Source organism: Streptomyces sp. NBC_01808 (genome assembly GCF_035917395.1).
Lineage (GTDB): Bacteria > Actinomycetota > Actinomycetes > Streptomycetales > Streptomycetaceae > Streptomyces.
Map to the genome: position 1 here is coordinate 1,455,234 of NZ_CP109072.1, position 26,645 is coordinate 1,481,878.

At 73.8% G+C, this 26,645-nt stretch carries 23 protein-coding genes and 1 pseudogene; 10 read left to right on the forward strand and 14 right to left on the reverse strand.

Features of this window, described 5'->3' with window-relative positions; translation table 11 throughout:
• Positions 1-51 precede the first annotated feature (51 nt).
• Positions 52-672: a mycothiol-dependent nitroreductase Rv2466c family protein gene (locus OG946_RS06030; RefSeq protein WP_326795112.1), complete on the reverse strand. Its 621-nt coding sequence runs from the start codon at positions 670-672 to the stop codon at positions 52-54.
• A gap of 193 nt (positions 673-865) precedes the next feature.
• On the opposite strand from OG946_RS06030, the pseudogene OG946_RS06035 reads away from it, so the two are divergent.
• Both OG946_RS06035 and OG946_RS06040 read left to right on the forward strand, forming a co-directional pair.
• Positions 866-1,341 (forward strand): annotated as a pseudogene (locus OG946_RS06035) (phosphotransferase); the annotation flags it as partial.
• A 98-nt stretch (positions 1,342-1,439) separates the two neighbouring features.
• Positions 1,440-2,180, forward strand: a complete 741-nt coding sequence (locus OG946_RS06040) for a metallophosphoesterase family protein (RefSeq protein WP_326795113.1) — start codon at positions 1,440-1,442, stop codon at positions 2,178-2,180.
• Positions 2,181-2,297: 117 nt separating this feature from the next.
• Here the strand turns inward: OG946_RS06040 and OG946_RS06045 are convergent, their stop codons facing one another.
• Positions 2,298-3,326 (reverse strand): slipin family protein, encoded by a 1,029-nt coding sequence (locus OG946_RS06045; RefSeq protein WP_326795114.1) that lies wholly within the window; start codon positions 3,324-3,326, stop codon positions 2,298-2,300.
• Between the two features lie 218 nt (positions 3,327-3,544).
• A complete protein-coding gene (locus OG946_RS06050; protein WP_326795115.1) occupies positions 3,545-4,462 on the reverse strand; it encodes a S1 family peptidase in 918 nt (305 codons plus the stop codon).
• A gap of 525 nt (positions 4,463-4,987) precedes the next feature.
• On the opposite strand from OG946_RS06050, the gene OG946_RS06055 reads away from it, so the two are divergent.
• Entirely contained in the window at positions 4,988-5,434 is a 447-nt protein-coding gene (locus OG946_RS06055) for a cell division protein SepF (protein ID WP_326795116.1), read from the forward strand.
• Between the two features lie 70 nt (positions 5,435-5,504).
• Here OG946_RS06055 and OG946_RS06060 read toward each other — a convergent pair whose 3' ends face one another.
• Both OG946_RS06060 and OG946_RS06065 read right to left on the reverse strand, forming a co-directional pair.
• The gene (locus tag OG946_RS06060; protein ID WP_326795117.1) at positions 5,505-6,695 is read right to left on the reverse strand and encodes an acyl-CoA dehydrogenase family protein; all 1,191 of its coding nucleotides are present in this window, start codon (positions 6,693-6,695) and stop codon (positions 5,505-5,507) included.
• Positions 6,643-8,511, reverse strand: a complete 1,869-nt coding sequence (locus OG946_RS06065) for an MFS transporter (RefSeq protein WP_326795118.1) — start codon at positions 8,509-8,511, stop codon at positions 6,643-6,645. Before OG946_RS06065 ends, OG946_RS06060 begins: the two co-directional genes overlap by 53 nt.
• Positions 8,512-9,104: 593 nt before the next feature.
• Here OG946_RS06065 and OG946_RS06070 point away from each other — a divergent pair.
• Entirely contained in the window at positions 9,105-10,049 is a 945-nt protein-coding gene (locus tag OG946_RS06070; RefSeq protein WP_442814273.1) for a phosphatase PAP2 family protein, read from the forward strand.
• 6 nt (positions 10,050-10,055) lie between these two features.
• Here OG946_RS06070 and OG946_RS06075 read toward each other — a convergent pair whose 3' ends face one another.
• A complete protein-coding gene (locus tag OG946_RS06075) occupies positions 10,056-10,280 on the reverse strand; it encodes an I78 family peptidase inhibitor (protein ID WP_199850555.1) in 225 nt (74 codons plus the stop codon).
• Positions 10,281-10,676: 396 nt separating this feature from the next.
• Here OG946_RS06075 and ctaD point away from each other — a divergent pair, with 396 nt between their 5' ends.
• Entirely contained in the window at positions 10,677-12,386 is a 1,710-nt protein-coding gene (ctaD, locus tag OG946_RS06080) for an aa3-type cytochrome oxidase subunit I (protein ID WP_326795120.1), read from the forward strand.
• Positions 12,387-12,422: 36 nt separating this feature from the next.
• Here ctaD and OG946_RS06085 read toward each other — a convergent pair whose 3' ends face one another.
• The 3 genes from OG946_RS06085 to OG946_RS06095 form a co-directional block, all read right to left on the reverse strand.
• Positions 12,423-13,646, reverse strand: coding sequence for a glycosyltransferase family 4 protein (locus OG946_RS06085; RefSeq protein ID WP_326795121.1), 1,224 nt, complete (start codon positions 13,644-13,646; stop codon positions 12,423-12,425).
• Between the two features lie 109 nt (positions 13,647-13,755).
• A complete protein-coding gene (locus OG946_RS06090; RefSeq protein ID WP_326795122.1) occupies positions 13,756-15,078 on the reverse strand; it encodes an ABC transporter substrate-binding protein in 1,323 nt (440 codons plus the stop codon).
• 29 nt (positions 15,079-15,107) lie between these two features.
• Positions 15,108-15,662: a hypothetical protein gene (locus OG946_RS06095; protein ID WP_326795123.1), complete on the reverse strand. Its 555-nt coding sequence runs from the start codon at positions 15,660-15,662 to the stop codon at positions 15,108-15,110.
• Between the two features lie 208 nt (positions 15,663-15,870).
• Here OG946_RS06095 and OG946_RS06100 point away from each other — a divergent pair, with 208 nt between their 5' ends.
• The 3 genes from OG946_RS06100 to OG946_RS06110 are packed head-to-tail and all read left to right on the forward strand — an operon-like array spanning position 15,871 to position 20,025.
• Entirely contained in the window at positions 15,871-16,305 is a 435-nt protein-coding gene (locus tag OG946_RS06100; protein WP_326800157.1) for a hypothetical protein, read from the forward strand.
• 1 nt (position 16,306) lies between these two features.
• Positions 16,307-19,357 carry an ABC transporter permease subunit gene (locus OG946_RS06105; RefSeq protein WP_326795124.1) on the forward strand — a complete coding sequence of 1,017 codons (3,051 nt, stop codon included), beginning with the start codon at positions 16,307-16,309 and terminating at the stop codon, positions 19,355-19,357.
• Positions 19,354-20,025, forward strand: a complete 672-nt coding sequence (locus OG946_RS06110; RefSeq protein WP_326795125.1) for an ABC transporter ATP-binding protein — start codon at positions 19,354-19,356, stop codon at positions 20,023-20,025. Before OG946_RS06105 ends, OG946_RS06110 begins: the two co-directional genes overlap by 4 nt.
• 10 nt (positions 20,026-20,035) lie before the next feature.
• On the opposite strand, the gene OG946_RS06115 is transcribed toward OG946_RS06110, so the two are convergent.
• Positions 20,036-20,752, reverse strand: coding sequence for a LysM peptidoglycan-binding domain-containing protein (locus OG946_RS06115; protein WP_326795126.1), 717 nt, complete (start codon positions 20,750-20,752; stop codon positions 20,036-20,038).
• A gap of 355 nt (positions 20,753-21,107) precedes the next feature.
• On the opposite strand from OG946_RS06115, the gene OG946_RS06120 reads away from it, so the two are divergent.
• Together OG946_RS06120 and OG946_RS06125 are read left to right on the forward strand one after the other, a co-directional pair.
• Complete coding sequence (locus OG946_RS06120; RefSeq protein ID WP_326795127.1) at positions 21,108-22,055, forward strand: hypothetical protein; 948 nt, start codon at positions 21,108-21,110, stop codon at positions 22,053-22,055.
• A 111-nt stretch (positions 22,056-22,166) separates the two neighbouring features.
• Positions 22,167-22,394 (forward strand): hypothetical protein, encoded by a 228-nt coding sequence (locus tag OG946_RS06125; RefSeq protein WP_326800476.1) that lies wholly within the window; start codon positions 22,167-22,169, stop codon positions 22,392-22,394.
• Between the two features lie 97 nt (positions 22,395-22,491).
• On the opposite strand, the gene der is transcribed toward OG946_RS06125, so the two are convergent.
• From der to OG946_RS06145, 4 genes are all read right to left on the reverse strand, one after another.
• Positions 22,492-23,982: a ribosome biogenesis GTPase Der gene (der, locus tag OG946_RS06130; protein WP_326795128.1), complete on the reverse strand. Its 1,491-nt coding sequence runs from the start codon at positions 23,980-23,982 to the stop codon at positions 22,492-22,494.
• Between the two features lie 70 nt (positions 23,983-24,052).
• Positions 24,053-24,655 carry a lysophospholipid acyltransferase family protein gene (locus OG946_RS06135; RefSeq protein WP_047019788.1) on the reverse strand — a complete coding sequence of 201 codons (603 nt, stop codon included), beginning with the start codon at positions 24,653-24,655 and terminating at the stop codon, positions 24,053-24,055.
• A 53-nt stretch (positions 24,656-24,708) separates the two neighbouring features.
• On the reverse strand, positions 24,709-25,419 hold the full coding sequence (gene cmk, locus OG946_RS06140; protein ID WP_326795129.1) for a (d)CMP kinase: 711 nt from the start codon (positions 25,417-25,419) through the stop codon (positions 24,709-24,711).
• Positions 25,420-25,507: 88 nt separating this feature from the next.
• Positions 25,508-26,593: a prephenate dehydrogenase gene (locus tag OG946_RS06145; RefSeq protein ID WP_326795130.1), complete on the reverse strand. Its 1,086-nt coding sequence runs from the start codon at positions 26,591-26,593 to the stop codon at positions 25,508-25,510.
• Positions 26,594-26,645 lie beyond the last annotated feature (52 nt).

The window sequence follows — 26,645 nt, forward strand, 5'->3', positions numbered from 1 at the left end:
TGCCCATGGCACCCGGTCCTTACCGGCTCGTCCGCTCTGCCGACGGACCGCTCAGTCGAAGTTCAGGTCGCCCGTGCGCGTCCGCTTCAGCTCGAAGAAGTTCGGGAACGACGCCATCGCCAGCGCCCCGTCGAAGATCCGCACCGCTTCCTCGCCCCGCGGGATGGCGGTCATCACGGGCCCGAAGAACGCCACGCCGTCGATGTGGATGGTCGGCGTGCCGACGTCCTCGCCGACCGGGTCCATGCCCTCGTGGTGGCTCTTGCGCAGCGCCTCGTCGTACTTGTCGCTCTCCGCCGCCTCGGCCAGCTCGGCCGGCAGGCCCACCTCGGCCAGGGCGTCCCTGACGACGGTCTCGTAGTCCTTCTCGCCCCCGTTGTGGATGCGGGTGCCGAGCGCGGTGTAGAGGTCGCGCAGGACGTCCTCGCCGTGCTGCTGCGCGGCGGCGATGCAGACCCGCACCGGGCCCCACGCCTTGTCGAGCAGTTCCCGGTACCACTCCGGCAGGTCGCGGCCCTCGTTGAGCACGGACAGGCTCATCACCCGGAAGCGCAGGTCGATGTCCCGCTGCCGTTCCACTTCGATGATCCAGCGCGAGGTGATCCACGCGAACGGACAGGCGGGGTCGAAGTAGAAGTCGACCTTGGGCTTTTCACCGGCGGCAGCCGCCATGGGCCATCTCCCTGCTGTGGTAGGGATAGTCGCGACGTTGACGCGGACGTCAACGCCGGACGTCCCTGCCGCATTCCGAGGAGCCGCCATTTTCCCCGGCATCCCGGCGGTCCTGCTGCTGACCGGCATCCAGGCCGCCGGCAAGTCCACCGTCGCCCAGTTGATCGCCGAACGGCTGCCGCGCTCGGCGCACGTGCGCGGCGACGTGTTCCGCCGGATGGTCGTCGGCGGACGCGCCGAGATGACGCCGGAGGGGTCGCCGGAGGCGCTGCGGCACGGGGGCACCGCCCACGCGCGCGCAGCGCGCTGTGGGGGCGGCGGAGGTACGGGCTGATGGCCCGCACCGCGGACGCGTACGCGGCGGCGGGGTTCACGGCGGTGGCCCAGGACGTGGTGCTGGGCGCCGAGCTGCCGCGGACCGCGGCCCTGTTCCGTACGGAACCGCTGCTCGTCGTCGTCCTGGCGCCGCGCCCGGCGGCGGTGGCGGCCCACGAGGCAGGGCGGGCGAAGACGGCGTACGGCGCCGCGTGGGGCGTACAGGAGCTGGACGGCGTGCTGCGCGACGAGACCCCGCGCCTCGGGCTGTGGCTGGACACCTCGGACCAGACGCCGGCGGAGACGGCGGACGAGATCCTGGCCCGCGCCTGGCAGGAGGCCCGCGTCGAGCGCCGGCACCTGCCGTACGGGCGGCCCCTCCCCGGCTGCCGCGCCGCCCTGCTCTCAGCGAATCACCCGCGCGCCGCCGCACCGCCCGGCACCCTGGTCGCATGCCCGAGACCGTCGCCGTACTCTCCGACATCCACGGCGTGCTGCCGGCCCTCGAAGCCGTGCTCGCCGAACCCGACGTACGCGCCGCCGACGCCGTCGTGCTGACCGGCGACCTCGCCGCAGGCCCGCTCCCGGACCGCACCCTCGACGCCCTGACCGCGCTCGGCGACCGCGCCGTGTGGGTGGGCGGCAACGCCGACCGGGAGCTGGTCGAGTACCGCCGCGGCGCCCGCGCCGGCATCCCCGATCCGATCGCGCCGTGGGCGGCGGAGCAGTTGCGCGCGGAGCAGGTCGAGCTGCTGGCGGCGCTGCCGGCGAGCGCGACGCTGCCGGTCGGCGGCCTCGGGCAGGTGTACTTCTGCCACGCCACCCCGCGCGCCGACGACGAACGGGTCCTCGTGGACTCGGCGGCGGGGCGCTGGGCGGAGGTGCTGGGCGGCCTCGGGCCGGAGGTGGAGACCGTGGTGCTCGGGCACACGCACATGCCGTTCGCCCGGCTCACCCACGGCCGGCTCGTGGTCAACCCGGGCAGTGTCGGCATGCCGTACGGCCGCTCCGGCGCCCACTGGGCGCTGCTCGGCCCGGGCGGCGCGGCGCTGCGGCGTACGGCGTACGACTACGGGGCGGCCTGCGCCCGCATCGCGGCGGAGTCCGGCTACGCGGAGGCGGCGGCGTGGGCGGACGCATACGTGTGGGCACGCAACTCCGCCGAGGACGCACTCGCGGCCTTCAGCGCCTGACCCGCGAGGCGCGGACCGTCGAACGCGCCCGCCGGCCGCTCCCGAGGCCACCCGGCGCCGCGCCTCCGGGCCCGCACGTACCGGCCACCGGGCCCGTACGAAGCGCAACCGCGCGCGTCAGCTCTCCGGGTCCGGCCGGTCCGGCCGCGGCGGCTCCAGTTCCTCGGGCGACGCGGTGTCGCCCGGGTCCACCGCCTCCGGCCCGTCCGCCGGAACCACCGAATCCCCCAGCTCCATCTGCTCCACCGCACCCAGCGGGTCGATCGGGTCCACCGGCGCCGGCACGTCCTCGTCCTCGCCCGCTTCCGCCGCGGCCCCCGCGCCGTCCACCGCCCCGGACGGCGCCTCGGGGGCGGGGCCGCCGGCCGGTGCCTGAGGGGCCATGCCCGACTGCGCCCGCTCCAGGAACCGCAGCAGCTCCACCGGGAACGGCAGCACCAGGGTCGAGTTCTTCTCCGCCGCCACCGCGCCCACCGTCTGCAGCAGCCGCAACTGCAGCGCCGACGGGTGGTCCGACATCTGCTCCGCCGCCTGCGCCAGCTTCCGGGACGCCTGCAGCTCCGCGTCGGCGTTGATGACCCGCGCGCGGCGGTCGCGCGCCGCTTCCGCCTGCCGGGCCATGGAGCGCTTCATGGTCTCGGGCAGTGACACGTCCTTGATCTCGACCCGGTCGATGGTCACGCCCCACTCCACGGCCGGGCTGTCGATCATCAGCTCCAGCCCCTGGTTGAGCTTCTCGCGGTTGGAGAGCAGGTCGTCCAGTTCGCTCTTGCCGATGATCGACCGCAGCGAGGTCTGAGCCATCTGGGAGACCGCGAAGCGGTAGTCCTCGACTTGGATGACGGCGTCGGCCGGGGCCACGACCTTGAAGTAGACGACCGCATCGACCCGGACCGTCACGTTGTCACGGGTGATGCCCTCCTGCGCGGGGATGGGCAGGGTCACGATCTGCATGCTGACCTTACGCATCCGGTCGACGAACGGAACGATCATCACAAAGCCCGGGCCGCGCAGCCCGGGCCTGAGTCGCCCGAGCCGGAAGACGAGCCCCCGCTCGTACTGCTTCACCACCCGGGACCCGGCCATCGCGTAGACGGCCCCGAGGCAGACGATGGTCACCACCACTGCGATCAGTGCCTCGATCATCACGGCTCCCTGCGTTGCGTGCGAGTCGGCCGATCTCCGTCAACGGTAGCCGCACCGCCGCATCAGAGACAGTTTTCGGAGGCTTCCTCCGGTTTCCGTGGCCGGGTGTGCCCGTCCGGCCCGGAGACCCGCACCGCCCCCGCCCGGTGGGGGTCCGGGCGGGGGCGGCGGCCGGGGCGCTCAGGCCCCGTGCGTCGGGTTCGGCAGACGCCCTGGCGTCAGTAGACGCTCACCCCGTAGGCGTTCAGCGCCTCCACGACCGGCTGGAAGAAGGTCGTGCCGCCGGTGGAGCAGTTGCCGCTGCCGCCGGACGTCAGGCCGAGGGCCGTCGTGCCGGAGAACAGCGCGCCGCCGGAGTCGCCGGGCTCTGCGCACACGTTGGTGCGGATCATGCCGTAGACGATGTCGCCGCCGCCGTAGTTCACGGTCTGGTTCAGCGCCGTGACGCTGCCGCCGTGGAGGCCGGTGGTGGAGCCGCTGCGCTGCACGGACTGGCCCACGGTCGCGTTGGCGGCGCGGGTGATGTCCTGGCTGCTGCCGTTGTACAGGTTCACGGTGCCCGGGTGGGTCTGCGAGGTGTTGCTGTACCGGACCAGCCCGTAGTCGTTCGTCGGGAAGCTCGACCCTGCGGTCGGGCCGATGGTCGTGGTGCGGGCGGAGTTGCTGTACCAGGTGCCCGCGCCGTCGGTGCAGTGGCCGGCGGTGACGAAGTAGTACGTGTCGCCGCTGCGGACGTTGAAGCCCAGCGAGCACCGCCAGCTTGAGGCGTAGATCGCCTGGCCGCCGTTGATGTAGCTCTGGAGCTTGCCCTTCATCCGCTCGATCCGCAGGGCGTCGGCGTCGGCGCCCGCGGTCCGCTTGATGCGGGCCACCTCGGCGTTGGTCACCGTCTCGTCGATGCTGACGACGAGGGTGCCGGTCTTCTTGTCGACGCCCCACGCGGTGCCGCCGACATCGGCGGCGAGCACCGCGTCGTCGGCTCTGGCCAGGGTCGCGGCACCGAAGCCCTCGGGCTGCTGGGCGGCGCCCGACGCCGGTACCGCAAGCGCGGCGCCGGCCAGGGCGGCGGTCAGCGCGGCGACCAGCCGCAGTCGCTTCTTGGTGCCGCTCGGTGGGGGTGTGCGCTTGATCCTCACTCAATCCTCCGAGTGTGCTCGGGGACCCGCCGGCGGGCAGGTCCGTGAGGCGCAGCCACGGGGCGGAGAAAACACGGAAGGGCTCGCCCGGCCGGCATCGGTCGCCGGCCGTTGGGGTGCGGGCCCCTTATTTTCGTCGTGCCCCTGACAAGCGCTGCTGAGAGTATTCAGACGTTGACAGGTGTGCACAAGTAGGCACTGGCACATGTTGGCGTAATCACGCCCCCGGCCCAGCCCGACCGGCCAGGCCGGGCCACCGACCACTCGAACAACACGGGAACCACCCGAGCGGAGGCCGAAACACCCGTCCGGCCCCGCGGAAATCTCCTGTCACCCCGTCAGGCCCCCTGCGCTGGGGGAACTCTGACGAACCGACAGCCGTTTCTGTGCCAGTACTGTCACGAACCCGGCCCGGGCCCTCTATCTGATTGGCACATCATCCGCATCATGGATGACCATAGGTGAGCGGACAGACATCCCCGGACTCCGGGGAAAGCCCACGCCGCGGGAGAGAGAGGAGGCGTCATGGGATCGGTACGCAGGGCTAGTGCCTGGCTCGGCCTCGTCGACGACAACGAAGACGAGCGCTACTACGACGGGTACGAAGACGACAGCGCGGACACCCCCCAGGCAGACGCCGCCTGGACGACGGACCCGCGCGTGCGCGTGGCGTCCCAGGTCGCCCAGGAGAAGGGTCGCCGTATCGCCACCGTGTCGCCGGACGGGTTCCGGGACGCGCGCGGAATCGGCGAGCTCTTCCGCGAGGGCGTTCCCGTCATCGTGAACCTCACGATGCTGGAGGCCGCCGACGCCAAGCGCGTCGTCGACTTCGCGGCGGGGCTGACCTTCGGGCTGCGCGGCTCGATCGAGCGGGTGGCGACGCGGGTGTTCCTGCTGACCCCCGCGGAGTACGCGATCGTCCCGGGCGAGGTGCCCCGCTCCACGCAGGGCGGGTTCTTCAACCAGAGCTGACGGGGCGGCCGTAGCAGAAGTCCACCGCAGAAGAAGACGACCGTGGAAGACCGGGGCTGGGCCGTACGGCTCAGCCCCGGAACGCGTCCAGCCCCGTCAGCGCCTTGCCCAGCACGAGCTGGTGCATCTCCACCGTGCCCTCGTACGTCAGCACCGACTCCAGGTTCGTGGCGTGCCGCATCACCGGGTACTCCAGCGAGATGCCGTTCGCCCCGAGGATCGTGCGGGCCGTCCGGCAGATCTCGATCGCCTCGCGCACGTTGTTGAGCTTGCCGAAGCTGACCTGTTCCGGCCGCAGCGTGCCGGCGTCCATCCGCATACCGAGGTGGTGCGCGAGCAGCACGCCCTTGTGCAGTTCCACGGCCATGTCGGCGAGCTTGGCCTGGGTGAGCTGGAAGCCGCCGATGGGCTTGCCGAACTGCTCGCGGGTACGGGCGTAGTCGAGCGCCGCGTCGAAGGAGGCGCGCGCCGCGCCCATGGCGCCCCAGACGATCCCGTAGCGGGCGTGCGTCAGGCAGCTGAGCGGGCCGCGCAGCCCGGTGGCCTCCGGCAGCAACGCGTCGGCGGGCAGCCGCACCTCGTCGAGGACCAGCTCGGCGGTGACCGACGCGCGCAGTGACCACTTGTGCCTGATCTCGGGCGCGCTGAAGCCGGGCGCGTCCGTGGGCACGGCGAAGCCGCGGATGCCCTCATCGGTACGGGCCCACACGACGGCGACGCCGGCCACCGAGCCGTTCGTGATCCACATCTTGCGTCCGGTCAGCACCCAGTCGGAGCCGTCGCGCTTCGCGTACGTGCGCATCCCGGCCGGGTCGGAGCCGTGGTCCGGCTCGGTCAGGCCGAAGCAGCCGATGATCTCGCCGGTGGCCATCCGCGGCAGCCACCGCTGCTTCTGCTCCTCGGAGCCGAACCGCCAGATGGCGTACATCGCGAGCGAGCCCTGCACGGAGACCAGCGAGCGGATGCCGGAGTCGGCGGCCTCCAGCTCCAGGCAGGCCAGCCCGTACTGCACGGCGGAGGCGCCGGCGCAGCCGTAACCCGTGAGCGACATGCCCAGGGCGCCCATCGCGCCCAGCTCGCGGGCCAGTTCGCGGATGCCGGGCAGTTCGCCGCGCTCGTACCAGTCGGCGATGTGCGGCAGCACGCGGTCGGCGGCCCAGCCGCGCACGGTGTCGCGGACGGCGATGTCCTCGGGGCCGAGGAGGTCGTCAACTCCGAGCGGATCGGCGGGGTTGAACGGCGGCGTAGTGCTTGAGCCCATGGCTGTCGTCCTCCGGCGGTCCCTCGGGGTCACGGCCCGACGCTACTTGCGCGTATTCGGCATCGTCCAGCCTCTCCGCGCGCGGCGTGACGTCTTGCACACGCCGTACGCGCCCGGGCCGCGCACCCCGCTCCCGGGCCCGGCCGCCGCCGTCCCGCACGCCGTCCGCCGCACCCCGCTCCGGGCGCACCCCGAGCGGGGCCGCGGAACCGGCGACCGCCGCCTCGACGGCCCCCTTCGCCGGACCACCGCCCTCCTCGCCGGGCTCACCGCACTCCATCGACCGCGGCAGCCGCAGCGCCGTGAGCGCGCCGAGCAGCAGCAGCCCGGCGCTGACGGCCAGCGTGACGTGCATGCCCTGCACGAACGCGTCCCGCGCGGCGTCCCGCAGCGTGGCCCCCGCCGCGCCGCCCAGCCCGGCCGCGGTCTCGTACGCCTCGCCGAGCGAGTTGCCCGCCGCGTCGGTGGCGCTCGACGGCACGCCGGGCACGGTGCCGAGCGCGGGGCGGTAAACGGCGTTCATGACGCTGCCGAGAAGCGCTATCCCGATGCCCGCGCCGAGCTGGTACGAGGTCTCGCCGATGGCCGCGACCCCGCCGGCCTGCTCCGCGGGCGTCTCGCTGAGCATCGACTCGTACGCGCCGAAGATGGTCGTCTCCAGCCCGTACCCCAGCAGCACGAAGCCCGCGCCCAGCACCAGCGGCCGGTCCTCCTCGCCCAGGCTGATCAGCCCGGTGACGGCGACGGCGGTGACCAGGAAGCCGAGGGCGACCATGGCGCGCGGGCCGAGCCTGGCGACCATCCGGGAGCCGGCGAGGCCCGCGGCCACGGCGGCGACCGTCAGCGGGATCAGCCGCAGTCCGGTCTCCAGCGGGCTGAGGCCGAGGACGAGCTGCATGTACTGCACGGCGACGAGCTGCAGCCCCACGAGGGCCAGCAGCGCGAGCACGATGCAGCCGACGGCGGTGCCGAAGGACCGGCAGGAGATGACGTCGAAGTCGACGAGGGGGTGGGCGCGGCGGCGCTGCCTGCGGGCGAAGAGGACGAGCAGGGCGCCGCCGAGGAGCAGCGGCGCGACGACGGCCGGGTGCAGCGGCCCGTCGCCCGCGCCCGCCTGCTTGAGCGCGAGGACGACGCCGAAGAGGCCGAGGGCGGCGATCAGCGCGCCGAGGACGTCCCAGGGTCCCGCCCGGTCGGCGGTGGACTCCGGCAGCAGCCAGCGGCCCACGGGCACGGCGATCACCATCAGCGGGATGTTGATCAGGAAGACCGAGCCCCACCAGAAGTGCTCCAGCAGGAAGCCGCCGAGCAGCGGCCCGATGGCCGCCCCCACGGCCGCGGTGGCGCTCCACAGCCCGATGGCCGCGGCGCGCTCGCGGCGGTCGGGGAAGACCTGGCGCAGGATCGACAGCGTGGCCGGCATGATCATGGCGCCGCCGACGCCGAGGAGGGCGCGGGCGGCGATCAGCACGTGCGGGTCGCTCGCCGCGGCGGCGAGCGCGGAGGCCAGGCCGAAGATCGCGTAGCCGAGGAGCAGCACGCGGCGGCGGCCGACGCGGTCGCCGAGGGTGCCGAAGAGGATCAGCAGGGAGGCGGCGACGAGGGGGTAGGCGTCGACGATCCACAGCAGGTCGACGGCGCCGGGCTTGAGGTCTTCCGTGAGCGCGGGGACGGCGACGTGCAGGACGGTCGCGTCGAGGGCGACGAGGAGCAGGCTGGAGCAGAGGACGGCCAGCACGGTCCAGCGTCCGGCACCGCCGCCGTGGGCGCCGGGAACGTCCCGCGGCGGGCTCGTGGCCGTGGCCGTCCCTGACATCTACGCACCTCCCGGACTCGCGCGAGTCGACAGCGTACGCGAGTCCTCCGGATGCAGGTGGCGGCACTACCCGTTGAGGTGACGGCGCCACGGGGTGCGTCGGAGCCCGACCCCTTCCCGAGCCCGGCCCGCCCCCGCACCCGCCGTCCCCTCCGGTCCCCTCGCGCCGGGTCCGGTCCCCCTCGTGCCGGAACGGGTCCGCTGACGTGCCATGATTGCGCGCCCCCGGTCCGGGAAGTCACTGGTTGAGGGCATTGCGCACGATGCGTGACGCCCGTCACACCACGCCCGGACCGTCCGCCAGGCGAACGGTCCGCAACGGCACGGCGAATCTCCGATAAACGGAGGAGCGCGAAAAACAATTGACCGATTGGCCGCACTCAGATATTCCCAGAAAGCGGAAGACATGAGTCCTGAAATGACAGTGGGGTAACCGCCGTTGACGACACAGTCCACATCACATAGGCGTTACAAATCCGGGGGATTGGTCAATCCACGGCAGTCGGCGATGTAGCGTCGATTCCGTGCGAACCGAAGAGAGACGTCCGCAGGGAGCGGAGCGTCCGACCACACACGGCGGCTGGCAGCCGCGTATGACCAGGACCCGGCTGTGGCTGTTCTGGTCGTCGCTGGCCGTCTACGCGGGGATCGTCGCGGCCGTCGTGACCACGTCGTGGCTGGTGCACCTCGACTGGCAACTGATGCTCTTCCGGCCGTACAAGCAGTGGCCGGAGTTCCACGCCTTCCTGGACTACTTCGTCGTGCTCGGGCAGCGCGCCCCCACCGCCGTCGCCGTGCTGGCCTGGCTCGGCTGGCGCGCCTGGCGGCAGCACTCCCTGCGCCCGCTGTTCATGCTGGCAGGCTCGCTGCTCCTGCTGAACCTCACGGTCGGCGCGGCGAAGATCGGCATGGGCCGGCTCGGCCCGCACTACGCCACCCAGATCGGCTCGAACGAGATGTGGGCTGGCGGCGATATATTCCCTTCGGGTCACACCGCGAACGCCGTCGTGACCTGGGGTGTCGTGGCCTATCTGGCGACGACGCCGCGGGCTCGCAGGACCGCCTCGGTGGTCTGCGCGATGGTGGCGCTGGGCGTCGGCGGCACGACCGTCTACCTCGGCACGCACTGGCTGAGCGACGTGCTCCTCGGCTGGGTCGCCGGCCTGCTCGTGCTGCTGGCCCTGCCCTGGTTCGAGCCCGGCGTGGCCCGCGCGGAGGCGTGGCTGCTGCACCTGCGCGACCGGCTGCGCGGTTCCCCGGCCGCCGGACCGCCCGCGCCGGCCTCGCTGTCGCCGCTGGCCACGCGCGTGTCGATCGTCTCGCAGCGCCCCACGGGCACCGGCGCGCCGAGCACCAGGGAGATGGCCCGGGTCAGTTCGGGCTCCGGCACCGCCGCCCGCCCCGACACCTGGCCGCACCTGGCGCCGCGCCCGCACACGACGCGGCACGAGCGCCCTCCCGTCACCCCGGCCGGCCACCGCCGCCCGCCGCAGTCGGACCGCCCCGGCGGCCGGCCGCAGGCGCGCGCGGGCGGCTGACCCGTACTAGCCGACCCAGGAGCGCGTGACCCGGCCGTCCTGGACGGTGAAGTTGAGCCGTCCGCCCATGAACTCCATGGTGATGATGGCCCCCGGGGGCAGCGAGCGGACCGTGGTCCAGCCGCGGTCCCTGGCCCGCTCCTCGGCGTCGGCGGCGGCCAGGCCGACGTAGTTCTCGGGGTCGTCGTCGGGGTTCGGGGACGGTGTCGGCAGGTTCGGTGGAGTCGCCATGGCGCCCACGCTATGCCTCTGGTCACGGCCGCGGTAGATCGGCGGACCACGGGGATGTCCCGGCCCTGTTCACCGCGGGTCACACTTCTGTCACAGCGCCCGCGGCCCTCCGGGAGGCCCGTACAGGCGTCCGAGAGGCCCCTCCTGACGGGCTATCGGGAATTGCTGTCAGCGCCGCTAATCGCACCTGCCGTTTACCCGCCGGGCCCCCTGGAATTCATCGAATTCCCCCGGATGGCGGCACCCCGTGTCAGCTCCGCATAAACCCTCGGGCGGCCCCTTCGCGACACACCGGGCGAACGCGCGTAGCGCGCCGGATCCGTACACCGGTGGCACCGTCGTGCCGTGGACGCGCGCGCCGTCACACGTGACCTACGAGCGGAAGGTGCAGAGGCGATGGGGACGACAGAGGCGGCACCGGCACCGGCACCTGCTCCCCCGCGCGTGCGACGCCACGGCTCGGTGGTCGTGGACTGGCTGACCACCACGGACCACAAGAAGATCGGGCATCTCTACCTGATCACCTCGTTCGCCTTCTTCCTCTTCGCCGGCCTGCTCGCGATGGTGATGCGGGCGGAGCTGGCCAGGCCGGGGATGCAGATCCTCAGCCACGAGCAGTTCAACCAGTCGTTCACGATCCACGGCACGATCATGCTGCTGCTCTTCGCCACCCCCACGTTCGCCGGGTTCGCCAACGAGATCATGCCGCTGCAGATCGGCGCGCCCGACGTGGCGTTCCCGCGGCTGAACATGCTGTCGTACTGGCTGTTCCTCTTCGGCGGGCTGATCGTGCTGAGCAGCTATCTGACACCGAGCGGGCCCGCGGACTTCGGCTGGTTCGCGTACGCGCCGCTGAACGGCCCGGTGCACTCCCCCGGCGTGGGCGCGGACCTGTGGATCATGGGGCTGGCGCTGGCGGGCTTCGGCACCATCCTGGGCTCGGTCAACTTCCTCACCACGATCGTCACGATGCGCGCGCCCGGCATGACGATGTTCCGGATGCCGATCTTCACCTGGAACACCCTGTTCACCTCGATCCTCGTGCTGATGGCCTTCCCGGTGCTGGCCGCGGCGCTGCTGGTGCTGGAGTCGGACCGGCGGTTCGGCTCGGTCGTCTTCGACGGGTCCGTGGGCGGAGCGTTGCTGTGGCAGCACCTGTTCTGGTTCTTCGGCCACCCGGAGGTCTACATCATCGCGCTGCCATTCTTCGGCATCATCAGCGAGATCATCCCGGTCTTCTCCCGCAAGCCGATCTTCGGCTACGTGATGCTGGTCGCCGCCACCATCGCGATCACGGGTCTGTCGATCATGGTCTGGGCGCACCACATGTTCGCCACCGGGGCGGTGCTGCTGCCGTTCTTCTCCCTCGCGTCGTTCCTGATCGCGGTGCCGACGGGGGTGAAGTTCTTCAACTGGATCGGCACGATGGTCAACGGCTCGCTGTCGTTCGAGACGCCGATGCTGTGGGCGATCGGGTTCCTGGTCAGCTTCCTCTTCGGCGGTCTCACGGGCGTGCTGCTTGCCTCGCCGCCGCTGGACTTCCACGTGACGGACACGTACTTCGTCGTCGGCCACTTCCACTACGTGGTCTTCGGGACGGTGGTGTTCGCGACCTTCGCGGGCTTCTACTTCTGGTGGCCGAAGTTCACCGGAAAGATGCTGGACGAGCGGCTGGGGAAGATCCACTTCTGGACTCTCTTCGTCGGCTTCCACGCCACGTTCCTCGTGCACCACTGGCTGGGCGTGGAGGGCATGCCGCGGCGGTACGCGGACTACCTCGACGCCGACGGCTTCACCACGCTCAACACGATCTCCACCATCGGCGCCTTCCTGCTCGGCGCCTCCACGCTGCCGTTCCTGTACAACCTGTGGCACACGGCCAAGGAGGGCGAGAAGGTCGACGTGGACGACCCGTGGGGCTTCGGCCGCTCCCTGGAGTGGGCCACCTCCTGCCCGCCACCGCGGCACAACTTCACAACCCTGCCGCCGATCCGCTCCGAGTCCCCGGCCTTCGACCTGCACCACCCCTACGCCATCGCCACGGAGCCGCGGGACGAGCCTGAGCAGCGCGCGCAGCGGGACGAGCAGGGGGCGCGGGAGCCGTAGCGCGGGCGAGGGCGCACGGGCTCCGGCGGGCGGCCCTCAGGCGGCCGGCGCGTCCTCACGGGTGCGGTGGGCGTAAAGACCGCCGAGCACCGTGCCGGTCAGCGGCAGCGTCGGGCGGTGGACGCGCAGGCGGGCGAAGAGGTCGTCATAGCGCTCGGCGGCGCGCGCCGGATCGAAGCGCGCGGCGTTCGCCAGCGCCGCGGTGCCCATCTCCTGACGCAGGTCCTCGTCGCCGATGAGCCGCAGCAGCCCGCGGGCCACGGCCGCCGGCTCACCCGGCGGCACGAGCAGCCCGTCCTCGCCGTCCTGGATGATCTCCCGCGGCCCGAGTGGGCAGTCCGCCGCGACGACCGGCAGGCCGCCGCGCATGGCCTCGGCGATGGTCAGCCCGAACGACTCCAGCGTCGAGGTGTGCGCGGCGATCGAACTCTTCGGCCACTCCGGCTCCAGCGGGTGCACGGTGCCCATGAGGAGGACGTGGTTGTAGAGGCCGAGCCGGTCGATCTGGGCGCGCAGCGCGTCGTGGCGGGGGCCGTTGCCGTAGATGCGCAACTGCCAGTCGGGGCGCGCCTTGACGACCCGGGCGAACGCCTTGACGAGGTGGTTGAAGTGCTTGAGGGGCGCGAGCCGGCCGGCGGCCATGACAGACCGGGCGGTGTTGTCGGACGGCGGCACGGCCGGCGCCGGGACGCCGTTGGGGATGGCGGTCACCACCACGCCCGGCAGCCGCAGTTGCTCGCGGTACGCGCGGGCGTCGGCCTCCGTCATGGTGACGACGGCGTGCAGCCGCGGGTACGCGGCGCTCAGTGCCACCCGCAGCTCCCGCGGGTGGGTGGTGAACGTCAGGTGCTCCTGGCCGACGCGCAGCACCCCGCGGCGGGTGTGCCGGGCGACGACGACGTTGAGCCCGGGGCGGGTGCCGATGACCGCGTCGGCGTCGAGCTTCCGCAGATGCTCGGCCAGGAGGCGGTCGGTGAGCGCGCTGTACTGGTGGTAGCGGCCGTCCGCGCGCGGGTAGTGGCGCGCGGGGCGGGCGTAGTCCGGGTGGTCGCCCGCGTAGCCGGGGCTGTCGGGGCGCTCGTCGACGAGGGCGCGTACGGGCACGTGCGGCCCGGCGTCGAAGACCGGCCCGTCCTTGTGGCGGAAGACCGAGACGATCTCCACGTCGTGGTGCTCGGCCAGTGTGCGGGCAAGGGTGAAGGTGGTACGGACGGTGCCCCCGACGGCGTACGCGTTGCTGATCAGGAAGGAGATCCGCATGGTGTACCTCGGGACGTGTGCGGGCAGTCCCCCGCATCAGCGTCGCACAGCCGCGGCGACCCGGCATCACGGCAGGTCAGAGGCGGTACAGGCCGGTAGTACTGGCCGGTCAGGGCCGGTACGGGAGCTGCGGCACCGTGAAGCAGTCCTCCGTCATCTCGCCCCGGCTGACCCACCCGCCGGCGCCGCCGTCCGCGTCGTCCTGCCAGCGGGCCGCCGACACGCACGTGAGCCGGGTCTTCGGCGGCTCCGGCACCTGCTCGAAGCGGGCGGGCAGCAGCAGCCCGCCGGCGTCGTAGGGCTCGGCGCGGTTCATGAAGTCCTCGACGCACGCGCGCGTCAGGTCCTCGCCGCACGACTTCGCCGCGTCCGCGAACCACATCGCGGCGGCCCAGCCCTCCAGTTGCCACTGCGAGCGCGTGTCGGTGTCCGCGTAGCGGTCCATGCCCTCGCGGAACGCCTTGACCGCCGGGTCGTCCGTGTCCTCGTAGTTGCGGCTGGAGCCGGTGACCCAGAGGGAGTTGCGGCAGCGCTCGGCGTCGGCGTAGTCCTCCTGGACGCTTGAGTTCCAGTTCTGCACGTTGGTGACCTTCGCGGTCAGCTCCACGCCGGCCTCGTCGAGCGCCCGGCACAGCTTGGCGTTGCCGCCGGTGTCGACGGCGTCGAACACGAGGTCGACACCGCGGGCGCGCAGGTCGGCGGCGACCGCGTCGAAGTTCGGCAGCGAGAAGTCGACCTGCTCGGTGACGACGTCGTAGTCCTCGGCCTCCAGACCGCTGGTCACGCTGCGGGCGTACGAGGCCGAGGCCGCCTGGTTGTACGAGACGACCGCCGCGGTGCGGGCGCCGTGCTCCCGCTTGAAGTAGCGGTAGACCTCGGTGCCGCCGTACAGGTCGCCGCCCCAGCCGGGCTTGCCGCCGGTGCGCGGGGCGCGGCTGCCGTAGATGCCGTACAGGTGCGGATACGTCTCGTACGCGGCCCCGATCGGCTGGCCGCCGATGTCCGGCACGCCGGCGTCGCTGACCTGCGGGGCGCCGGCGTAGTTCAGCGAGGTGGTGGCGACGAGCGCGAACACCTTCTCCTTCAGCACCAGTTCGCGTACGCAGTCGCTGTTGCCCAGGCCGCTGCCGCCGTCGTCGCAGGTGACGGCCTCGACGGGGCGGCCGCCCACGCCCCCGCGCGCGTTCAGCGCCTCGAAGTACGCCAGCGCGCCGTCCTGCGGCCCGCTGAACGCGTCGCCCACCGGGCTCGTCTCGCTGGCGATGACGCCGACCCTGACCGGCTCCCCGCGCGCCTCGCCCGACGGCGCGGCGCCGCCGCCCCGCTCCGCGGGCCGCTGGGTGAACTCGCTCTCGGGCACCCTGCTGCCGCACGCCGCGGTCAGCAGCACCAGCGCGGCCACCGCCAGCGCGGCACCCCCCGGCCTCCTCACCCCGGCCTCCTCACCCCGGCCTCTTCAACTCAGCATCCGGGGCCCGGCGATCCGCTCATCTCGACCAGGGTGCAGATGGCCCGCTTCGACACCTTCCACGAGCCGTCCTGCAGCACCGAGATGCCCGTGGCGCCAGGCACCACCGTCTCGCCCTTGAGCGCGATGTCGTACGTCACCTCCGCCTCCTCCGCGGAGTCGAACTCCACCCCCGTGACCTCGGCGCCGACCTGCTTCCACCGCTTGTCGTCGGAGAACGCCGTCATCAGCGGCCGCATCTCCTCGCCGTCCTCCAGCACCGCCAGCTTCGCGTCGGCGTCGGAGTCCGGCGAGAAGAACGTCGTCCAGTTCTCCTCGATCTCCTTCTCCGCCGCCGCCGGATCAGCCGGTTCCGCGCCGCCCGCGCCGTCGTCCGCGCCCTCGCTCGCCTCCGCGGCCGGGCTGCCCTCCGACGCCTGCGCGCTCGGCGTCTTCTCCGGTGTGCCGGCGCCCCCGCCGTCGTCCCCGCAGCCGGCCGCACCCAGCCCCGTGAGCAGTACCGCCGCGGCCAGCCACGCGGCGCTGCGCGTGCGTGCCCCTCGGGTCATCCGTCCTCACCCCTGAACGTCGTCATGCGTCGAGTGTCCCGCCGATCGGTCGGCTCTACTGCGGAGTAGAACCACACACGGCATAGTGCATCCCAAGCGGCGGCGATGCACAGGGGGCAGAATGCGGCAAACCGGCCCGGCGCGCGGGCACTCGCTGAAGGCCATGGCCCTGCAGTGGGGCAGTTGGGCCGCGCTCGCCGCGGGGGCCGTGCTGTGCGCCGTCGGCTGGTACGGGGTGTCGGGAGAGCGGTTCGCCGAGCGGCAGATCCCGTACCTGGCGTCATGCACGATCCCGGGGGCGGCGCTGATCGTCGCCGGGGCGGTGCTGCTGTCGCGCGGCGACCAGGGGCTCGCGGCGGCGCGGGTCGAGGAGTTGTACGGGCTGCTGGTGGCGGCGGACGGGGAAGGTGCGGGCGCCTCCGCAGGACCCGCGCCGGCTCTCGCGGAGCCGGGTGCGGCCGGCCCGTACCTGGCGGTGCCCGGCGGGACGCTCTACCACCGGCCCGGCTGCCCCCTCGTCGACGGCAAGCCCGGCGCCGTACCGGTCGCGGATCCGGCGGAAGCCGGTGGTGAGGGGCGGTCGTTGACACCGTGCCCGGTCTGCGAGCCGGACCCCGGGACGGCCGCCGCGCCGGAGGCGTGAGGTGTCGCTCACGTACGAACTGACGCTCGCCGGGCTCGCGGTGGGCAGCGCCGCGGCGCTCTCGGGCATCGGCGTCGTCGTCACGTACCGCGCCACCGGCGTGCTCAACCTGGCGCACGGCGCGGTCGCGATGGTCACCGCGTACGTCGTGCGCCAGCTCGCCGTCGGCTGGAACTGGCCGCTGTGGGCGGCGGCGGCCGTCAGCCTGCTCGTCGTCGCGCCCGGCATCGGGCTGCTCATGGGGCGGTTCGTCTTCCGGCCGCTGTCGGTGCTGCAGTCGGGCGGCGCGCAGGCGCTGGTGGCGTCGCTCGGGGTGTTCGTGCTGCTGATGGGCGCGGCGGGGCTGCTGTGGGGTACGGGTGCGCGCACCGACGCGCCCGAACTGCTGCCGTCCGACCCGTGGGTGCAGCTCGGTACGGCGGTGGCGCTGGCCGGCGCGGTCGCGGCGGTCACGCGGTGGACCCGGTTCGGGCGGGAGCTGCGCGCGGTGGTCGACAACCGGCGGCTCGCCGCGCTCAGCGGCATCGACGCCGACCGGGTCGCGGACGCCGGCTGGGCGTTCGGCACGTTCACGGCGGGCGTCACGGGCGTGCTGCTGGCGCCGGAGTACCGGCTGGACCCGTACGGGCTGCCGCTGCTGGTGATGGCCGTCATCGGCGTCGCGGTCGCGGCCGGGCTGCGGAGCCTGCCGGCGGTCGTGGCGGTGGCGCTGGCGGTCGGCGTGGGGCAGGCGCAACTCACCCGGCTCCATCCGGCGGGCCGGGGCGAGCAGTTGGTGCAGGCGCTGGGCGCGAACCTCTTCGCGGTGCTGCTGCTGGTCGCGGCGCTGGCGCTGCCGCGGCTCCGGGCCGGCTCGGGCGACGGTTTCCTGCGGGTGCCGGCCGACACACTGGACTCGGCGGCGGGCGACGGGCGGACGTGGCTGGTCGCCGGGGTGCTGTTCCTGCTGCCGCTGGGCTTCGCGGGCTCCGACCTGACGACGTCGGTCCAGGTGCCTGCGCTGGCGGTGGTGCTGCTGTCGCTGGTGGTCGTCACGGGGCGAGGGGGCCAGGTCTCGCTGGGGCAGGCGGCGTACGCGGGGCTGGGGGCGCTGTTCACGGCGCTGCTGGCGGCGGGACGGTTCCCGGGGCTGCCCGAGCTGCCGGAGCTGGTGGCGCTCGGCGTCGCGGTGCTGCTGGTGGCGCCGGTGGGACTCCTCACCGGGTACCCGGCGATCCGGCGGCGGGGCCTGGCGCTGGCGCTGGTCACGCTGGCGGTGGGGGTGGCGGTGAGCCGCTTCGTCTTCGCGCAGCCGTACGCGACGGCGGGCCTGACGCTGGGCCGCCCCGCGGGCTTCACCGGGGACCGGGCGTACTACCTACTCGAACTCCTGCTGCTCGCCGCCGCGGTGACGGCGGCCTGGGCCCTGCGCCGCGGCCGCCAGGGCCGCGCGCTGGCGGCGATACGGGACCACGAGTCCGGCGCCGCGGCGGCGGGCGTCCCGGTGCCGGCGCTGAAGGTCACCGCCTTCGCCGCGGGCGCGGCGCTGGCCGCCCTGGGCGGCGGCATGCTGGCCATGGGCGCCCGCGCCTTCGATCCCAACGCCTTCGACCCGGTGCGGGGCCTGCTGTGGTTCGCGGCGGTGGTGGTGCTGGGCGCGGACAGCATGCTGGGCGCGCTCCTGGCCTCGGCTCTGCTGGTCGGCCTGGACGCGGGCACCCGCGGCGGCATGGCGGCGGCGGTGATCGGCATCCTGGCAGTCCTCCTGGGCCGCTTCCCGGGCGGCCTCTACGAGGCCCTCCACACGGCGGCAGCCCGCCGGCTACGGCCCCCGCGGCTGACCCCGCTGGGGCTGCGCGTACGCATGAGCCTGTCCGGTGCGGCACCGCCTCCGGCGGGATTCGCGGGCACGGCGCCGGCGGATCCCGCGGCTGCCGGACCACCACGGGCACCTACAGGCGGCACCACGAACTCCGGGTCACGCCCGCCAAGAGCCGCGGGCGCACCCGCAGCCCCAGCGCCTCCGGCGCGCGGAACGGCCGGTGCCGGCGCGGAGCGCCCGGCATCGGCGGGGCAGGCCCGAATCCCGGACGAGCGGAACACACCCGGGCCCGCCGCGGGCGAAGCCCCGCGGCCTGCGGGCGCAGAGCCGGCCCCCGGCCGTGCAGACGTACCCGGGCCCCGTACGAGCGAAGCCCCGCAGCCACCGCACCCGCTGCGCCAGTCCGCCGCCGACCGCGAGCCGGCCGGCGCAGGGGACCGGGGGCGCACCCTTCGCCGGCGCCCGCAGCACGGCCGTCCCCCGCTCGACGGGCGTCCCCACGCCGTATCCGGCGCGCCCGCCGCGGGCGAAGACGTGCTCGTCGCCCGCGGGGTCTCCGTTTCGTACGGGGACTTCGCCGTGCTCTCCGGGGTCGATCTGCGGGTCGTGGCCGGGCGGGTCACCGCGCTCGTCGGGCCCAACGGGGCCGGGAAGTCCACCCTGTTCCACACCCTGGCCGGGACGCTGCGGCCGCGGGCCGGGCGGGTGGTGCTGCGGGGGCGGGACGTGACGCGGCGCAGTGCGCATGCGCGGTCGCGGCTCGGTCTTGCGCGGACCTTTCAGCAGCCCGCCGTCTTCTCCTCCCTCACCGTCGCCGGGAACGTCGCCGTCGGCGCCGAGCAGGGCCGTGTCCGCGACCCCGCCGCCACCGACCGCGTGCTGCGGCTCCTCGGCCTCGACGGGCCCCTGCGCGACACGCCCGCCACGGACCTGCCCACCGGCACCCTCCGCCGCGTCGAACTCGGCCGTGCCCTCGCCGGCGGCCCCCGCGTGCTGCTCCTCGACGAGCCCGCCGCGGGACTCGACCTCGCCGAGACCGCCGCGCTCGTCCGCATCCTGCGCGCGCTCGCCGCCGACGGCATGGCCCTGCTCGTCGTCGAGCACGACATCGAACTCGTCGGCGAACTCGCCGACACGGTCTACGCGATGGCCGCCGGCCGCATCGTCGCCTCCGGCACCGCCGCCGACGTGCTCGCGGCGACCCGCACAGGACCGGTGCCCGGCCAGGGCGCACCCGCGGAGGCCCCGTGACCGTCGAGATCGCCCTCCACCGCGCCCGCGTCCGCTACGGCCCGCTGGAGGCCCTGCACGGCGTCGATCTCCCCGTGCCCGCCGGCCGGCTCACCGTCCTGCTCGGCCGCAACGGCTCCGGCCGGACGACCGCGCTGCGCGCCCTCGCCGGCACCGTGCCGCTGGCCGCGGGCCGCGTGGTGTGGCAAGGCGCGGACGTCACGCGGATGCCCGCGTATGCCCGCGCCCGCCGCGGCCTTTCGCTGACCCCCGAGGTACGGGCCGTCTTCGGCTCGCTGACCGTCGCGGAGAACCTGCGGCTCGCCGCCCCCGACGGCGACACCGGCCCCGCGCTCGCCGCGTACCCGGAGCTGGCGCGCCTGCTGGCGCACCGCGCCGGCACCCTCTCGGGCGGCGAGCAGCGGATGCTGGCCGTCGCCCGCGCGCTGCTGTCCCCCGCCCGGCTCGTCCTCCTCGACGAGCCGGGCCAGGGGATGTCGGCCGCGGTCGCGGCCCGTACGCACGAACTGCTCGGCGGGCTCGCCGCCACCGTCGTCGTCGCGGAGCAGAGCCTGCCGCCCGGCCTTGCGGCCGCGGCGACGGTGGTGCACGAACTCCGTCGCGGCAACGTGGTGTTCAGCGGCGAGCCCGCCGAAGCCGGGGCACCGTGGCACACGGCCGCCCGCTGAGGAGGGTCCGTCAGACGTGCAGCCGCTGGCCCGGCAGGATGACGTCCGGGTCGGCGCCGATGACGTCGCGGTTGGCCTCGTAGACCTCGCGCCACGGCGTGCCGTGCGCCTCGGCGATGCGGCTCAGCGTGTCGCCGGACTTGACGGTGTAGTTGCCGTCGCCGCGCTTCGCCGGCTGCCGCTGCCCCTCGCCGCGGTCCGCCCGCGGCTCCGTGCGCGGCTGCTCGGCGGGCTGTTCCTGCTCCTGCTGCTCCGGCTGCGCGACCGCGGGTGCCCCGCCCGACGCGCCGGCCTGGACGGAGCAGTGCGGCCAGGCGCCCCAGCCCTGCGCGGCCTGCACCTTGGTGGCGACGGCGATCTGCTGCTCCCGGCTGGCCCGGTCCGCGGTGGCGGCATAGGCGGTGCCGCCGTACGCGTCCCAGGTGGAGGCGGCGAACTGCAGCCCGCCGTAGTACCCGTTGCCGGTGTTGATCGCCCAGTCGCCGCCGCTCTCGCACTGCGCGATACGGTCCCACACCCCGCTGTCCGCGGCGCCCGCGGGCGCGGCGGCGGCGAGGAGGGCGAGGGGGGCGAGGAGCGCGGCGGCTCCGGTGACGACGGCGGCGTTCCGGCGGGTGCCGCGCGTGCCGCGTGTGCTGCGTGTCCTGCTGGCGCTGATGGTGGTGCCTGCCTCACTGGTCGTACGGTCACTGCGGGTGGCGCGTATGTCGCCCTTCGGGAAAGGCATACGTTCCTCTCGGTGGACCCGGGTCCCCTGCCCGGGCGGTGCTCGGTGCACGCGGCGGCCGAATCTAGGCAGGCTTGTCGGGCGTAATCAACCAAGACCCCATCATTCGAGGCCAGTTGCCGGTTACCGCGGGTATCGATCAATACCGGACAGGACACCGCGCCGGTCAAATCCGGCTTTATCTGGCAAATCTTCGGTCGCGCTGTGGCTCGCCTCACGGCACCAACGAGCGTGATTCGTGCATCAGTTGACCCACAGTGAGAATTTCCGATCAACTCCCTACGGTCCGTACACCCCGTTCCGGCAATCGCCGCCCGGGGCGTGACTCCGCACACAGATCGTCCGTTGTGCCCAGATGAACACGCACCACGACGACGAGGAGCGACTCGTGCCCCGCATGCTCGAAGTGAGCGACGCCGTACGCGCCGAGATCGGCGACGAGGAGGCGGACCGGCTCGTCGCCGGCCAGTCCGCCCCCGGCACGTACGACTGCACCTCCTGCCGCGCCCCCGGCGACTCCGCGCAGGAGCAGACGAGCACCGTGCTCTTCGTGGGCGAGGAGACCGCGGTGCTCGCCTTCGCCCACGCCACCTGCATCCCCTCGCAGGTCGTCCCGGTCTCCGAGGACCAACTCCAGGGCGCCGTACGCTCGATCACCGCGGACGAAGGCCCTGCGCCGGCGCACGCCCCTGCGCCCGCGGAGGCGCACGCCCCCGCCGCCCTCGCGCCCGCGGTCTCCCCCGCGCCCCCGATCCCCGTCTCCCCCGCCGCGGTCGCGGCACCCGCGGCGCCCGCCGCCCCGGCGGCGTCCGGCGGCGACCACACCGAGGCGCAGGCCGTCCTCGGCGTCACCTGCGGGCTGGTGATGTGCGGCGGCGACGCCCGCCCCGCGCTGGTCGTCGAGCCCACCGCGCCCGTCGTCCGGCCCGGCTCCGAGGGCCCGGGCGACGACTTCCTGCCGCTGCTCATCGAGAGCGGCTTCCTGCCCGTGATGGACATGGTCAAGCCCCCGGCGCCGGTGACCGGTTGGTCCGTGCTGCTCGTCGTCGGCCAACTGCACGCCGTGATGCAGCCGGGCACCGCGGGTCAGCCGCCGACCGCCTGGTGGCAGGCGCACCAGCCGCTGCACGTCTCGGACGGCTGGCGGGCCGCGGCGGCGAAGGAGCAGGAAGTGCTGGTGTACGCCGCGCCCGCCGGGGCGATCGGGCGGCAGCCGCGCGAGGACCTGCTCGGCGAGGCGCTGGCGCAGGCCGCCGGGCGCGGGCTGCTCGTCGGCGCGACGATGCCCCTCACCGGGACCTGATCCCAAACCCGAACGGAGCACCAGTACCTGATCAGAGCAACGCGTACCCGCATCCCTCCGTACCGCGCCTTCGTTGCACAAAGTGTGCACCGATACCACGCGATTCCCGGCATGCGCCCCGCCCACGAGCCCCGCGCGGCCGCCCGCCCCTCGGGGACGCCGATCTACGACGCCCTCTTCGCCGAGTACCGCCGGCTCTTCCGGGCGCTGCCCGGGGACCGCTCCGGCGAAGAGCAGCTCCGCTTCGACGCGATCATGAACTCCCGCCCGTCACTGCCGCCCACGGGGGGCTTGCGGCCACACTTCCACGTGCACCGCCACCGCGCGGCCGACGACTAGCCCAACGGCCGGTCAGCCTGCCCCCGGCCCGCCGTCCCGTGCCGCGTGCGCCGCCCTGCGCGTACGCGGCACCCGCGGCCCCCGGGAGCCGGGGCCGCTACTTCTTGCGGCCCCGCTTCTCCCGCACCCGTACCGAGATCCGGATCGGGCTGCCCTCGAAGCCGAACTCCTCGCGCAGCCGCCGCTCGATGAAGCGCCGGTAGTTCGCCTCGATGAACCCCGAGGCGAAGAGCACGAACCGCGGCGGCCGGGTGCCCGCCTGGGTGCCGAAGAGGATCCGCGGCTGCTTGCCGCCGCGCACCGGGTGCGGCTGCCCGGCCACCAGCTCGCCGAGGAAGGCGTTGAGCCTGCCGGTCGGCACCCGCGTCTCCCAGCCCGCCAGCGCCGTCTCCAGCCCCGGCACCAGCTTCTCCATGTGCCGTCCGGTACGGGCCGAGACGTTGACCCGCGGCGCCCACTGCACCTGCACCAGGTCGCGCTCGATCTCGCGCTCCAGGTAGAAGCGGCGCTCCTCGTCCAGCAGGTCCCACTTGTTGTACGCGATGACCAGCGCCCGCCCGGCGTCGACGGCCATGGAGATGATCCGGGTGTCCTGCACCGTCAGCGTCTCGCCCGCGTCCACGAGGACGACCGCGACCTCCGCCTTCTCCAGCGCGGCGGCGGTGCGCAGCGAGGCGTAGTAGTCGGCGCCCTCCTGGAGGTGGACGCGCCGCCGGATGCCCGCGGTGTCGACGAAGCGCCAGGTCTTCCCGCCCAGTTCGATCAGCTCGTCCACCGGGTCCCGGGTGGTGCCCGCGACGTCGTCCACGACGACGCGGTCCTCCTTGGCAAGCTTGTTGAGCATCGACGACTTGCCGACGTTCGGCCGCCCGATCAGCGCCACCCGGCGCGGCCCGCCGAGCCCGCGGGCGAACGACTGCGCGGGCGCGTCCGGCAGCACGTCGAGCACGGCGTCGAGCATGTCGCCGGTGCCGCGGCCGTGCAGCGCGGAGACCGGGTGGGGCTCGCCGAGGCCGAGCGACCACAGGTACGCCGCCTCCGACTCGCCCGACTGCCCGTCGACCTTGTTGGCGCAGAGCACCACCGGCTTGCCGGCCCGGCGCAGCATCTTCACGACGGCCTCGTCGGTGTCCGTGGCGCCCGTCTGCGTGTCCACGACGAAGACCACCGCGTCCGCGGCCTCCACCGCGTACTCGGCCTGCGCCGCGACGGAGGCGTGGATGCCGAGGACGTCCTGCTCCCAGCCGCCGGTGTCGACGACCTTGAATTGGCGGCCCGCCCAATCGGCCTCGTACGACACCCGGTCGCGGGTGACGCCGGGGCGGTCCTCCACGACGGCCTCGCGGCGGCCGATGATGCGGTTCACCAGAGTCGACTTGCCGACGTTCGGCCGGCCCACGACGGCCACCACGGGCAGCGGGCCGTGCCCGGCCCGCGCGAGGTCGCCCTCGACCTCGTCGAGGTCGAAGCCCTCCTCGGCGGCCAGCTCCATGAACTCGGCGTACTCGGCGTCGCCCAGCTCCCCGTGCTCGTCGCCCTGGGCCGCGCCGTCCGGGCCCTCCTCCGGGGAGATGCCGGTCTCGCTCATCACGTTCCTCGTCCTTGCGTTCTCGGCCGCGTACGGCCCGGTCGGCCGGGCAGCGGCCTTCAAGTCTGCTCTAGCGGCCAGTGTCGCGCCTGGCGGCGGCCAGGTGCGCGGTCAGCCGGTCCTGGATGCGCAGCGTCGCCTCGTCCATCGCCTTGCGGGTACGCCGCCCGTCCGGCGACCCGGCCTGGAAGGGCTCGCCGAAGACGATGTCCACGTGCGAGCGGACCGGCGGCAGCGCCTTGACCACGCGGCTGCGCCGCTCCGCCGTGCCCAGCACCGCGACCGGCACCACCGGGGCGCCGGAGCGCACCGCGAAGTACGCGAGGCCCGCGCGGATCGAGGAGAAGTCGCCCTCTCCCCTGCTGCCCTCCGGGAAGATCCCGAGCACCCCGCCCTCGTCCAGCACACCCAGCGCGCGGGTGATCGCGCCCCGGTCGACCGTGGTGCGGTCGATGGCCACCTGGCCGATGTTGCGCAGGTACCAGCCGACGATCCCGACGAACGCCTCCTGCTTGATCAGGAAGTGCACGGGACGCGGCGAGGTGCCCATGAGCAGCGGGCCGTCGACGTTGTGGGAGTGGTTCCCGGCCAGGATCACGGGCCCGCTCGCGGGCATCCGCCAGGCGCCCAGTATCCGCGGCTTGAAGTAGCCGTGCATGACGGGCGCGGACATCCGCCGCCCGACGAGCGCACCCCGTGTCTCCGGCACCGCGCCGGCCGGTTCTGTCACCGACCCTGCTGCTTCTCTTCGACGAGGGTCACGACGCACTGGATGACCTGCTCCAGGGTCAGCTCCGTCGTGTCCACCTCGATGGCGTCCGCGGCCTTGGCGAGCGGCGAGACCTTGCGGCCGGCGTCCGCGGCGTCGCGCCGGGCCAGGGACGCCTGCGTGGCGGCCAGGTCGCGGGCCTCCTTGCCCTTCAGCTCGCCGCTGCGGCGCGCGGCCCGTACCTCCTCCGACGCGGTGAGGAAGATCTTCACGTCCGCGTCCGGCAGCACCGTCGTGCCGATGTCCCGGCCCTCGACCACGATCCCGCCGCTCTTCACGGACTCGGCGGCGATCGACCGCTGCAGGGCGGTGATCCGCGATCGCACCTCCGGGACCGCGCTGACGGCGCTGACCGCGGCCGTGACCTCCTGGGTACGGATCGGGCCCGCGGCGTCCGCGCCGTCGACGGTGATGGTGGGCGTCCCCGGGTCCGTACCGGAGACGATCTGCGGCTTCTCCGCGGCGGCGGCGATCGCGGCGGCGTCGGCCACGTCCACCCCGTTGCCCAGCATCCACCAGGCGGCGGCCCGGTACTGGGCGCCGGTGTCGAGGTAGCGCAGCCCGAGCCGGGCGGCGACGGCCCGGGACGTGCTCGACTTGCCCGTACCGGCGGGGCCGTCGATGGCGACGATCACGGGGGCCCGCTGGGCCCTGGCAGCGCTGTCCACGGGGCGTACGACACCCTTCCTGAGGTCTACGACGAGGTGAAGCCGAACGTGTGCGGCACTAGGTTACTGCTACCTGAACGGGCCTTGGTCACTGCCTCAGCGGCCACCCGCGCTCGCGCAGCGCGGCGGTCAGCGCGTGGGCGGCCGGGGGCTCGACCATGAGCTGCACCCGCCCCGCCTGCTGGCCGGTGGCGTGCTCGATGCGGACGTCCTCGATGTTGACCCCGGCCGCGCCCGCGTCGGCGAAGATCCTGGCCAGCTCGCCCGGCCGGTCGCCGATGAGCACGGTGACGGTCTCGTAGTCCGCGGGGGCGGCGCCGTGCTTGCCGGGCACCCGCTCGCGGCCGGCGCTGCCGCGGCGCAGCACGTCCTCGATGCCGGCCGCGCCGGTGCGGCGCTTGGCGTCGTCCGCGGCCTGCAGCGCACGCAGCGCCCGTACCGTCTCGTCGAGGTCGGCGGCGACCTCGGCCAGCACCTCGGCGACCGGGCCCGGGTTGGCGGAGAGGATGTCGATCCACATCGCCGGGTCCGAGGCCGCGATGCGCGTGACGTCCCTGATGCCCTGCCCGCACAGCCGGACCGCGGCCTCCTCGGCGTCCCGGAGCCGGGCGGCGACCATGCTGGAGACGAGCTGCGGGGTGTGCGAGACGAGGGCGACGGCGCGGTCGTGGGCGTCGGCGTCCATGACCACGGGCACGGCGCGGCAGAGCGCGACCAGCTCCAGCGCGAGGTTCAGCACCTCGGTGTCGGTGGTCTCCGCCGGGCTCAGCACCCAGGGGCGGCCCTCGAACAGCTCCGCGGAGGCGGCCAGCGGTCCCGAGCGCTCGCTGCCGGCCATGGGGTGGCTGCCGATGTAGCTGGTGAGGTCACCGCCCAGCTCTTCGAGGGTGCGGCGGGGGCCGCCCTTGACGCTGGCGACGTCGAGGTAGCCGCGGGCGGCGCCGCGGCGCTGGGCGTCGGCGAGGGTGCGGCCGGTGAGCGCGGGCGGCACGGCGACGACGGCGAGGTCCACGGGCCCGGCGGGCGGCTGGTCGGTGCCGGCCCCGAGGGAGGCGGCGGTACGGGCCTGGTCGGCGTCCTCGTCCTGGAGATGGACCGTGACACCTCTGCGGGACAGCGCCAGGGCGGCGGAGGTGCCGATGAGGCCGGTGCCGATGACGAGGGCGGTACGCACGGCGCAAGGATACGCGGCGGCCGCCCCGCGGGGCGCGGGGAGGCCGCCGGGC